Here is a 9,884-nt window from a genome sequence, read left to right on the forward strand (position 1 = left end):
GGACCTCGTCATCCAGCTCGACCTGGTGGAACGCGGGAACCTCATCTCCCAGGCCGACCGCTTTCTCCTCGGCGACAGTGGTGACGAGGGTGACGCTCAGGGGGACGGGCCGGTCGAGCGGCTCAGCTCCTGGCTGTCACCGCTCGTGGTCGAGACGGACGGAACGGTCGTGCCCTTCGCCTACGGGTTCGACCGCCAGTTCGCCCTCGGCAACCTTCACGAGGCACCGCTGTCCGCCCAGGCCCGCAACTGGGACCCGGTCCCCTTCCGCGACCTGTGCCGGAGGGTTCACACCGACCTGTCAGGTAAGCACGGACCCGCCTTCGCGAACTGGTACGACGAGGTCACCCGCGCCTCGCGGGCAAGCCTCGCCAGTTGAGCGGACAAGCCTGCGGCCCGGTGCCACCAGCGAAGGCCGCCAGACTGTGCGCTCACACTGGCGGTGCCCTCAATCACCTGGGCGTCCCAGCCGCGGCTCCTTACGTTCGAGGTGCGTGTCGGTCGTCAGACGACGTTCCGGTGATGGCTCGCCAGGCGTCCGCGGTCGTCGAGGACGTGGAAGGCGAGGGCGGGGCTGGGTGGAAGCCGACCAGGACGGGCAGTCCTTGCCCGGCACGGAGGAGTCGCACAGGGCGATGGTGGACCTGTCCGTGCGGTGGACCTGGTCGACGGCCGCCGTCGAGGCCTCCTCCCCGAGCAGGTGCCGACGAAAGGCGCTGCGTCGGCGTGGTTACCCGGGGGCACACCAGCACCGGGTGCCGGAACGCCGGCAGCCGGCGGGCCTGCTCGTACTCAACAGGGCAGGCCGTGGTCCGCGACGTCACCGGTCGCCACGACGGCGTCGAGGTCGTAGGGCATGGCGTTCAGGTAGTCCATGACCGCCCTGGTGCGGTCGGCGCTGCGCTGCTCGCCGTCGAGATGGGTGTCGCCGAGGTGGGCCGTCACGATCATATCCGCGAGCCTAGGCGGCAACTGGACCATCTGTAAGATCCAACTCCATGTCGAGGAATCGGTCCAGTTCCGGGTTCGACCTCCACGTCGAGATCGCCGCCGCCAGGGGACGGCGGTCAGGGCTGGAGGCGACTCTGCGGGAGGCGATCCGGTCGGGGCGGCTGCTGCTCGGCAGCCGGCTGCCGTCCACCCGCACGCTGGCCGGAGAGCTGGGGTTCGCGCGGGGCACCGTGACCGCCGCCTACGACCAGCTCGCAGAGGAGGGCTATCTGACGGTGCGTCCCGCCTCGGGCACACGTGTCGCCGAGGTACCGGTCGGCGATCCCGTGCCCGCCGCCCCGGTCACCGCCCCGGCGTCGGTCTGTCATGACCTGCGGCCCGGGCTTCCCGACCTCAGCGCGTTCCCCACGCGGGCCTGGCTCCAGGCGGCCCGCCGGGTCCTGGTCACCGCCCCCGCCCGGACCTTCGGCGCCGGGGACCCCCAGGGTCACCCCGCCTGCGGGCCGCGCTCGCCGACTACGTCGGCCGGACCCGGGGCGTGCTCACCACCCCCGAACAAGTCGTGATCACCACCGGCTTCTACCAGTCGGTCGGCCTGCTGGGCCGCGTCCCGGCGGCGGAGGGCGTCACCACCGTCGCCATGGAGGACCCCGGCCACAACACCTACCGCGAGGTGGTCCGGCGCGTCGGGCTCACCACGTCGGCGCTCACCGTCGACGCGGGAGGCGCCCGCCCGCGGGTGCGCTTCGGCCAGAACGGCACGGTCGCGGCGAACGACCCGGTCGAGCAGGAGAAGGACGTGAAGTTCACCTCCCTGCTGGCCAACCTGGTGATCTTCCACAACACCCTGGACATCGCCGACGTGGTCCGCGAGCTGCAGGCCGAGGGGCGCCCGGTCGACCCACTCGACCTCGCCCAGGTCTCCCCGTACCTGACCGAGCACATCAAGCGGTTCGGCGAGTACTCCACCCACGAACTCAACCTCACTCCCGACGCCTACGACGCCCGCCTGGCCGTCGACTTCAGCGTGCTCGGCGGCGACGAGAAGGCGGCAGCGGCATGACGGACAAGCCGACGCGGTCCGAAAACCGTTAGCGTTCCCACGGGCATTGAGCCGAGACTGATCGGTCGTTCACATCGGACAGGAAGAGTGGCCAGCCCTGACGTACAACCGTGACACCCTGCCCTTCCCCGACAACCGCGTGCCCCCCATCACCTACAAGGGCATTCGGGACTGGGAAGAGTCCGACCCTGCCCGCCACTCGTTCGCCTGGGACGAGGACGAGGAGGAGCACCTCCGCTCGCTGGTCCGCGAGTGGGTGCCACCCGTGCTCTCCGGTATGGCCGGCTGGTGGCAGGGAGAACGCTGGTGCGAGAGCCAGGTGGACGCGATCATCCGGCAGCGATACGGCACCTGGGCCTGGGGATGGAACTGGTACCACTACGACAGCGGGCCTGTCGGCAACTGGACCGGCGGGCCGAGCTCGGTGACGACCCCTAACGAGACCGCGGACCGGGCCGTGGCCGCGCTGCTGGAGTGGCGGGAGTGGCTGGAGCGGACGGCCCAGCGCTTCGCCGAGCTGGCGCCGCCGCCGGACGCCTCGCCCGAGGACCGCAGCTGGCACCTGGAACGGGCCTGCGTCCGGCTCGTGACTCACACCATGGACTCGGGCGCGGACAACGCCTGGCGCGGCCAGACCTCGATCGTCCTGGGCTGGTTCCTCCAGAGCACCGGCATGGACCAGGCCGAAGCCGCGCAAGCGGTGGAGAACGCGATCGGCGGCCGGTTCAAGAGCTGGGTCACCCCGGAACGGACGCTGATCGAATCCGTCGGCGAGGACCTCGCCGTCGGCCTTACCGGCCACGCCCCGTACCGGGACCACCGCGAGTGGGAAGCGCTGGAGAAGCTCCATGACCGCTACTGACAGCCTCTCGGTCTGGCTGCGCGTGCGCCGCGAGGTCGACTGGCGGCATTCACCGGCTCTGCAACGGGTCCCGGCCGGCCGCGACGGGTTCCGGTCCTGGTGCGAGGGACCGGTGCGTCGGCGCGACCCGATTCGCGCTGAGCGTCTGCTCGCCGCGCACACCCTGGCCCGGGAGGACGCCGCACGCCAGACCCCGCTGAACTTCGCCCTGCTGGCCCGTTGGCAACGCGAAGTCCTCGCTGCAACAGGGGCACCGTTCCGCGTGAGCGACGCCTATGCGAAGGCCGGCCGCGAGCGCTACGGTCTGACCCCTCACACGCAGGCCTACTTCGATTCCTGCCTGAACGAGACGACCGACCCGGACATCCCGCTGGCGGCCCGCGCGGCCCGCGCCTACCTCGACGTGGCGTTCTTCCACCCCTTCGCCGATGGCAATGCCCGCGCCGCACTGTTGACCTTGGTCTATGTCCTGGCGCGGGAGGACATCGTCCCTCCTGAGGTCGACCCCCTCCAGACCACCCGCTACGCGGATGACCCCGCCGGTGCCACCGACCTTGCCACTCTCATCGGGGTGCTCAACTGTCCCGTCTCATTTGATCTTTGCCGGTGGCATGGTGCCTGAACTGGGCTGATGCAACGGGATGTGAGACCGGGCAGCCTGGCTGGTCTCACTTCTCGTTGTCGCTCAGGCGGGTTTGCCGCCGGGTGTCTCAGGTTCGGTTGTCGCTGACCTGACTGGTGGCCTGATCGCCCTGAAGTGCCTCGCGCTCGGCGGTGAAGTCGTCGAGGAGCTGGAACAGGACGTTGATCGCGTGCTTCTCGTCCTCGGGCGGCAAGTTTGAGATGTCGTCCCAGCCGTCGGGGAGGGCTATGTGCAGGACCTGGCCGGGCCAGGCGTGATTGCACTCGCAGCCCCGGCGGGTGACGAGCCACTCGCGCCAGCCGATGAGCCCATGTCCGCCGTGGCGGATGGCGTGCTGGTCGTATCCGGTCAAGAAGGCGGTCAGCAAGTGGAACGAGGTCTTGCCGACGAACATGCCGGGACGTTGGCCGACGCAAGCGAAGTACTCGCGTTCGCTCATCTCCGAGAGCTGCTTCATGTGTATACCTTTGGCGGTCCGTGTCATGACTCGTCGTCGGCTGGGTGCACGGCGTTCGCCGTCATCCGCTCCACCCACTCGCGCTGGGTCACGGCTCGCTCGATGCGGCTGACGATGTCCTTCTTGGACGCCGTGTCCAACGTCTCCGGGAGTTTGTCGAAGGTGTCGGGAAGGACGTCGAGTAGACCCCAGATCTGCTCGCCGGTCCTGACCGTCAGCAGTTGCTGGCACCGCCACTGCAGCGGCACTTCGGGACGGTGCCCGAGCCGCTGCACGAGTGTGGGGAACAGATAGTGCGTCGCCTCTGCGGCGAGGTGTTCTTGGAGCCAGTCGACCGGGAGCCGCTGGCTGAAGCCGTGCATGGCAGCCTCCTGGGCCAGGTCCAGGAGCTGAGCGGTGTCGACGGCTCGGACGGTGCGGGGAAGGGTCGGGGTCATGCCCAGATGATGTCAAGAAGTCGACGCAGGGGATACTTCCGCCGGTCCGGGCGTGCAGGTATCGGGCCAGCCGTGCCAGCGCCCCGGGCTCGTGCCGGTGCAGCCGCAGGGCCTGCTCCATCGTGGCGACCATCGCGCGCCATTCGGCCTGGTAGGCGAAGTCGCCGGTGTGCTGGAGCACGCAGTGGGCGGCGATCTGCTTGCCACGGACTCCGGTGAACAGGCCCTCGCGCTCGACGTTGATGCCGGCATAGACGAACGTGGCGGGGATGTGCTCCGCGAAGTGCTTCAGATGGTCGGACAGGTCCTTGCCGGAGGACGTGGCCATGTTGATGTTGTGGATCTCGTCGACCAGCACCAGGTCGCACTTCGCATCGATCAGGGTCTCGCAGACCGCGTCGGCGATGTCCATCTCGTTGTGCCGCGACTTCAGCGGCCGATCAAGGAAGTGCGCGAAACGGGTCGCGAGCTTGCGCGGGGAACCGTTGGGCGGGGCGGAGAACAGCCGGAACGGTTGCGCGGCAAGCCCGGTGACCTCCGGGTCGAGGTCCAGCAGCATCGCGTGGTGCCGCTCCAACTGCGACTCGCAGGACAGCTGACCGCCAGTGGTCGCGCACCAGTTGTCCCGGGTCACCGATCCCTGGCCGGAGTACGACCTCACCGCGCGTACCGGTCGAGCCCGCTCGAACCGCGACGTCCAGCACGACGACAACGGCTCCCGCCGCCGCACCAACTCCTCATCGACGAACGCGACGACGAACTCCGCTGGCTTCATCACCCCGACATCCACCGATCACCTCTGGCGCTCGCGGCCCGCCACTGGGCCCCGCTCTGAGGAGGCCACGGACGGACACCTCCGAGCACCAAGAACCGGCTCAAACCGCCCATGAGGGGGACCAGATGCTTCGAGCATCAATGCGTTCGACGTGGCATGGCCGCGATCAGGAGAATCGGCCCATGAGTCTCCTCGTACACACCTTTGTCTACGACGCCGCCGGCGGTCGCGACTTTCTGGAGGACCCCGAGTACGGCGACACGCTGGCCGGTTTCGAGAGCACCCGAACCCGGCTTTGGGGCTCCATGGCGATCCGGTCCCTGGGCTCCCGCTTCTTCCCGCGACTCGACGGCGAAGACCTCTACGTAGAACGGGACGAGATCGACGACTTCCTCACCGAGTGTGAGGCCATCCGCCCGTACCTCAACCACTTCGCCGGACAATGCGGTTACGACGCTGACTACGTCACCAAGCGCTTCGACAACATCGTTGCCGCCGCACTGCGAGCCAAGGCCGAGGGCGGTGGGATCGTCGTCTGGTAACGGCGACCAATGTTCGATTGCACACGAAGGAACACTGTCGCAGGACACCGTTCAACGCCGGGAGCGCCAAGCCTCGGCAAGTAGGCCCTGGCTGTCAGGGGAAGTCCGGGCACTCCGCGACGAAGCCCTCCGAGACGGGCTGCCACGCGCCGTGGTTCTCACGCGCGCTCAGCCGGTTCGCCTCCTCGGTGGTCTCGATCAACTGGGCGGTGGTCAAGGGGACGGCAGCCACGAACAGCCGCCCAACGTGGCGGCAGAGCTGCACCGGCCGGAGTTCCTCCGAGTACGGCTCATCGGCGACCGCGAACAGATCGGGCAGGCGCCAGCCCAGTGGACCGGCCACGGCACAGAGCTGGTACCGCCGGTGCGGACTCGGCTCCGATCGCGAAGCCATCCCGAACAGCGTGCTGAGGGACAGCCCCATGAACGGCAGCTCGCGAATGCCGAAGCCCCGATTGCGGACCAACCCATTGAGCACCGCGGCAAAACCGGTCTCGGCGGGGCGGTGGTCCGGCGAAGTCGGCTGTACGAAGGGCGCCTGGACGGCGGCGCACGGCAGTGAGCGGACGAAGCCCTCCAACGAGGCCAGTTGCAGGTGGTCGCAGTGGCTGACGCGGTAGGCGAACTGCCTCATGACCTTGGCGTCGCGCTCCGGAGGAAGCAGTTCCGCCGGCACCGGGCGGCCCGCGACCACGAGAAGGTCGGCCACCGGCATGTCGAGCTCGGCGGCGAGTTCGGTGAGTCGCTGCGGGGTGGTGTCAGATCCGCTCGCGGCGAGCTTGCTGAGAGTGTCGGCCCGTTCCATACGAGGACGGTAGCGGGTGGGCGCCAGGACACCGGTCCCGCCGATGGCGGAGCACGGGCCGATCTGCGACCCGCGGGGGTGCAAGACGCGTTCCCTCGGCGCCTGACCGTAAGGCATGATCACGACCATGACGGAAACGAGGCTGGCTCAGCTGTCACGACTCTGGGACGAGTTCAGGGCCCTGGGGTTCCCTTCCGGCTTCTACCAGCGAGAGCCTGATGGTCAGTGCATGGTGATGATGGACTCGATGCTCGCCGGCTGTGTCTCCTCAGCCTTGAGCGGCCCATTGAATGACCGGCGCCGAGGCATACTGCAGACACGAATCGTTGTCCTAGGACAGATCCTTCCGTCCATCGGCGACGACGAGTACGCGGCCAAGTACTTCGCCCACCTGCATGAGATGGTCTTGATGGCAGCCGAGATCGACAATGCTCGACGCGAGTAGTAGTTGTCGGATCCGTCAGGCGCGGCCAGCTTCACCATCACGATCTCGTCTGCGGCCCAAGCTCCTCGCCCGGCGGGATGAAGGCGTCGGCGCTGTCGGCATCCTCGACATGGCCATACGTGTCGACCGTGATAGCCGTTGCCCGCCCGTTCGACGTGATCAGCCACGCGAGGACCTGCTCGGTCAGCGGGGTTCCGCCGGGGCCCTGATCCGTCCAGTGAGCCCGCCATCCTCCGCCGGACACCGCGGCAACGACCTGGTCAGCCGGCTCCAGATGGGAGAAGTCCTCATAGTCCGTCACCCGACGCAGGGCTCCTCGCTTCCGGTCAACCACCAGCGCCGTTCCGGTGGCCTGGTCCCAGCCCTCCACACGCATCATGCGACCGATCTCAGTCTCGGTGCCGCTGAAGATCGCGATCCAGCCGGTCTGATTGAAGTAACGGAGATCCACCACCTCATCATCTCGAACAGATAGGGGCGGCCGTCAGGACCCCAGCTCCCTCAGCATGTTCATCCGTACCTGGTCTGCACACTCGCGGGCATGCCGACAACCAGAGTTGAGACGAACCTTGATCGCCGACAAGACCGAGTGAGACGAAGCGGGCCGGCCGACAACATCACCTGAGACCTCTGCCCTCGCGGCTCGACCCATGCGGCAATCAGACCTGAGACCCGGCTCGATCCAGGCAATGGGAACCGAGACAGCGACAAAGAAGCATGCGACGGGACATCAACCGCCGCCGACGCTGAAGCGTTCGGGCGAGGGCACCGACCTTCCGCCAGGCTTCAACAAACCGTCGCCCTGATGGTTCAACAACCCCCGACCACCGTTTTCTGACAGGATTCCGGGCGTGAGCACGCCATTTGAAGACGCCCAGTTCGAACTCCTGGTCGCCGAGCCCGCCGTCCGTACCGAGATCCGCATCGGATACGCACGGGTGTCCACTGCGGGAAGGAAGGCTCGCTGCCCGTCAGGTGACGGGGGTGCGGTGCTGCTCAACCGACTCTGACGTGCTGTAACGCCGATCAGGTGCAGAAGAAGCAGCTAGCCCTCGGTTGCGCAGGTGGGGTCGGCGGCGGCCTGGACGAGATTCTGTTCCAGGCGCTCCAGGGTGCTCAGGGCCGCGGTGCGCTCATCGGCCGAGAGACCTGCGGTGACGAGGTCCTCGAGCTGGCTCCAGCTCTGCTCAACCTCACGCCGTAGGGCGTGGCTGGCCGCGGTGGGTTCGATGAGGGACGCGCGCTTGTCGGTGGGCGAGGGGCGGCGGCGGACGAAGCCGGCCTGCTCCAAGCGCTGGACGGTCCGGGTCATGGTGGCGGCGTCGGAGTCCATGAGCCGCACCAGGTCGGTCTGGCGCTGGGGGCCGAGTTCCCACAGATGCATCATCACCAGTTCCTGGCCCGGGTGCAGGCCGATGCGACGCAGAAGCTGCCCGGCGAACATGCGGTGCAGGCGCGCGAGACGGAAGATCGCGTGACTGATGGGCCCGCCACTGGCAGCGGCCGGCACCGGGACGCTCACCTCCTGCCCCGCTCCCGCCCGGTCCTTCCCGGCCGCCGGGGTGGACTGTGTCATCTCTCCCTCACTTTCCTGGTCAGGCAGCTAATGCTAGCGCACGCAACCGCCCTTCCTAGGGAACACCTGCCTTCAGTTCACAACTTCCCTGTCCAGCACACACCGTCTGCGCCAGATGAAGGGCGGCAAGCGACTCGCAGACATTTACTTGTCCGGACAGGCATCTGTTACGTTTGGATGTGTCGGGGCCACCGCCCACCACTCCTCACGAGGGAAGAGATCATGACCACTGCTTTCGATCCGATCGTTCTCGGCGGCCGCCGCCTGGCCAGCCGTATCGCCATGGCGCCGATGACCCGCAGCCGTGCCTACGGCCCGGGTGCGGAGCCGACCTCTCTGATGGCGGAGTACTACGCGCAGCGCGCCAGTGCCGGGCTGATCATCACCGAGGGGATCCAGCCCTCGCCGGTCGGCCAGGGCTACCCGGACACCCCCGGCCTGCACACGGCCAGCCAGGTGGCGGCGTGGCGGAGCGTGACCGACGCCGTACACGCCGAGGGCGGCGTGATCTTCGCGCAGCTGATGCACACCGGCCGGATCGGCCACCCCAGCCTGCTGCCCGACGGCCTGGTCCCGGTGGCGCCCTCGGCGGTGGCCGCCAAGGGCCAGGTCTTCACCCACGAGGGCCCGAAGGAGTACGTGACGCCGAAGGAACTGAATGAGGCGGAGATCCGGCAGACGATCGCCGACTTCGCCACCGCGGCCCTCCACGCCATCGAGGCCGGGTTCGACGGCGTGGAGATCCACGGCGCCAACGGCTACCTGGTCCACCAGTTCCTCGCCCCGAACACCAACCTGCGCACGGACGGCTGGGGCGGCGGGGTCGAGGGCCGGATCCGCTTCGCCGTCGAGGTCGTCACGGCCATAACGGAAGCGATCGGTAGTGACCGGGTCGGTCTGCGGATCTCGCCCGGGAACCCTTACAACGACATCGCCGAGGACCAGCCAGGCGAGGTCTACGAGGCGCTGCTCGAGCGGATCGCCAGCCTGGACCTGGCCTACCTACACCTGCTGGAGGGCCCGGACCGCGACCTGACCGCCCGGCTGCGCAAGGCCTGGCCCGGCACGTTTGTCCTCAACCCCTTCACGTACCCCGAGGTCACCGGCCCCGAGGCGCTGAAGCTGGTCGAGGACGGGACGACGGACATGGTCGCCTACGGCGCCCTGTTCCTCGCCAACCCCGACCTGCCGGCCCGCCTGGCCGCCAGCGGCCCGTTCAACACTCCGGACACGGCCACCTTCTACGGCGGCGACCACCGTGGCTACACCGACTACCCCGCCCTCAGCGACTGACCGGCGGACCTGTGTGGCCGCTTTCACGGCCGCAC

At 68.2% G+C, this 9,884-nt stretch carries 16 protein-coding genes; 10 read left to right on the forward strand and 6 right to left on the reverse strand.

Translation table 11 applies throughout. From position 1 onward, the window contains the following. The coding region (locus MCM47_RS38485; protein WP_238951606.1) for an SPASM domain-containing protein at nucleotides 1–379 on the forward strand (379 nt) is incomplete at its 5' end. Nucleotides 380–792: 413 nt separating this feature from the next. Here the strand turns inward: MCM47_RS38485 and MCM47_RS38490 are convergent. Beyond that, entirely contained in the window at nucleotides 793–951 is a 159-nt protein-coding gene (locus MCM47_RS38490) for a metallophosphoesterase (RefSeq protein WP_238950981.1), read from the reverse strand. 47 nt (nucleotides 952–998) lie between these two features. Here MCM47_RS38490 and MCM47_RS38495 point away from each other — a divergent pair, with 47 nt between their 5' ends. From MCM47_RS38495 to MCM47_RS38510, 4 genes are all read left to right on the forward strand, one after another. Further along, a complete protein-coding gene (locus MCM47_RS38495; RefSeq protein ID WP_238950983.1) occupies nucleotides 999–1,517 on the forward strand; it encodes a GntR family transcriptional regulator in 519 nt (172 codons plus the stop codon). Then, on the forward strand, nucleotides 1,490–2,014 hold the full coding sequence (locus tag MCM47_RS38500) for a Tn3 family transposase (protein ID WP_238951607.1): 525 nt from the start codon (nucleotides 1,490–1,492) through the stop codon (nucleotides 2,012–2,014). The genes MCM47_RS38495 and MCM47_RS38500 overlap by 28 nt, the downstream gene beginning before the upstream one ends. A 139-nt stretch (nucleotides 2,015–2,153) precedes the next feature. Beyond that, nucleotides 2,154–2,876: a hypothetical protein gene (locus tag MCM47_RS38505; protein WP_238951608.1), complete on the forward strand. Its 723-nt coding sequence runs from the start codon at nucleotides 2,154–2,156 to the stop codon at nucleotides 2,874–2,876. Beyond that, nucleotides 2,863–3,498 carry a Fic family protein gene (locus MCM47_RS38510; RefSeq protein ID WP_238951609.1) on the forward strand — a complete coding sequence of 212 codons (636 nt, stop codon included), beginning with the start codon at nucleotides 2,863–2,865 and terminating at the stop codon, nucleotides 3,496–3,498. Before MCM47_RS38505 ends, MCM47_RS38510 begins: the two co-directional genes overlap by 14 nt. 88 nt (nucleotides 3,499–3,586) lie before the next feature. On the opposite strand, the gene MCM47_RS38515 is transcribed toward MCM47_RS38510, so the two are convergent. Then, entirely contained in the window at nucleotides 3,587–3,976 is a 390-nt protein-coding gene (locus MCM47_RS38515) for a hypothetical protein (protein ID WP_238951610.1), read from the reverse strand. Between the two features lie 23 nt (nucleotides 3,977–3,999). Then, nucleotides 4,000–4,413 (reverse strand): hypothetical protein, encoded by a 414-nt coding sequence (locus MCM47_RS38520; RefSeq protein ID WP_238951611.1) that lies wholly within the window; start codon nucleotides 4,411–4,413, stop codon nucleotides 4,000–4,002. A 52-nt stretch (nucleotides 4,414–4,465) separates the two neighbouring features. Here MCM47_RS38520 and MCM47_RS38525 point away from each other — a divergent pair, with 52 nt between their 5' ends. Both MCM47_RS38525 and MCM47_RS38530 read left to right on the forward strand, forming a co-directional pair. After that, nucleotides 4,466–5,248, forward strand: coding sequence for a hypothetical protein (locus MCM47_RS38525; protein ID WP_238951612.1), 783 nt, complete (start codon nucleotides 4,466–4,468; stop codon nucleotides 5,246–5,248). A gap of 122 nt (nucleotides 5,249–5,370) precedes the next feature. Then, entirely contained in the window at nucleotides 5,371–5,730 is a 360-nt protein-coding gene (locus MCM47_RS38530; protein ID WP_238951613.1) for a hypothetical protein, read from the forward strand. 94 nt (nucleotides 5,731–5,824) lie between these two features. Here MCM47_RS38530 and MCM47_RS38535 read toward each other — a convergent pair whose 3' ends face one another. Further along, nucleotides 5,825–6,535, reverse strand: coding sequence for a hypothetical protein (locus MCM47_RS38535; RefSeq protein WP_238951614.1), 711 nt, complete (start codon nucleotides 6,533–6,535; stop codon nucleotides 5,825–5,827). A 115-nt stretch (nucleotides 6,536–6,650) separates the two neighbouring features. Between MCM47_RS38535 and MCM47_RS38540 the strand changes: the two genes are divergently transcribed. Beyond that, the gene (locus MCM47_RS38540; RefSeq protein WP_238951615.1) at nucleotides 6,651–6,980 is read left to right on the forward strand and encodes a hypothetical protein; all 330 of its coding nucleotides are present in this window, start codon (nucleotides 6,651–6,653) and stop codon (nucleotides 6,978–6,980) included. A gap of 37 nt (nucleotides 6,981–7,017) precedes the next feature. On the opposite strand, the gene MCM47_RS38545 is transcribed toward MCM47_RS38540, so the two are convergent. Then, the gene (locus MCM47_RS38545) at nucleotides 7,018–7,431 is read right to left on the reverse strand and encodes a hypothetical protein (RefSeq protein WP_238951616.1); all 414 of its coding nucleotides are present in this window, start codon (nucleotides 7,429–7,431) and stop codon (nucleotides 7,018–7,020) included. A 400-nt stretch (nucleotides 7,432–7,831) separates the two neighbouring features. Between MCM47_RS38545 and MCM47_RS38550 the strand changes: the two genes are divergently transcribed. After that, the gene (locus tag MCM47_RS38550; protein WP_238951617.1) at nucleotides 7,832–7,990 is read left to right on the forward strand and encodes a hypothetical protein; all 159 of its coding nucleotides are present in this window, start codon (nucleotides 7,832–7,834) and stop codon (nucleotides 7,988–7,990) included. 35 nt (nucleotides 7,991–8,025) lie between these two features. Here MCM47_RS38550 and MCM47_RS38555 read toward each other — a convergent pair whose 3' ends face one another. Then, entirely contained in the window at nucleotides 8,026–8,556 is a 531-nt protein-coding gene (locus MCM47_RS38555; protein ID WP_238951618.1) for a MarR family winged helix-turn-helix transcriptional regulator, read from the reverse strand. A 222-nt stretch (nucleotides 8,557–8,778) separates the two neighbouring features. Here MCM47_RS38555 and MCM47_RS38560 point away from each other — a divergent pair, with 222 nt between their 5' ends. Continuing rightward, entirely contained in the window at nucleotides 8,779–9,849 is a 1,071-nt protein-coding gene (locus MCM47_RS38560; RefSeq protein ID WP_238951619.1) for an alkene reductase, read from the forward strand. Nucleotides 9,850–9,884 lie beyond the last annotated feature (35 nt).

The organism is Kitasatospora sp. A2-31 (genome assembly GCF_022288725.1).
Taxonomy (GTDB): domain Bacteria; phylum Actinomycetota; class Actinomycetes; order Streptomycetales; family Streptomycetaceae; genus Kitasatospora.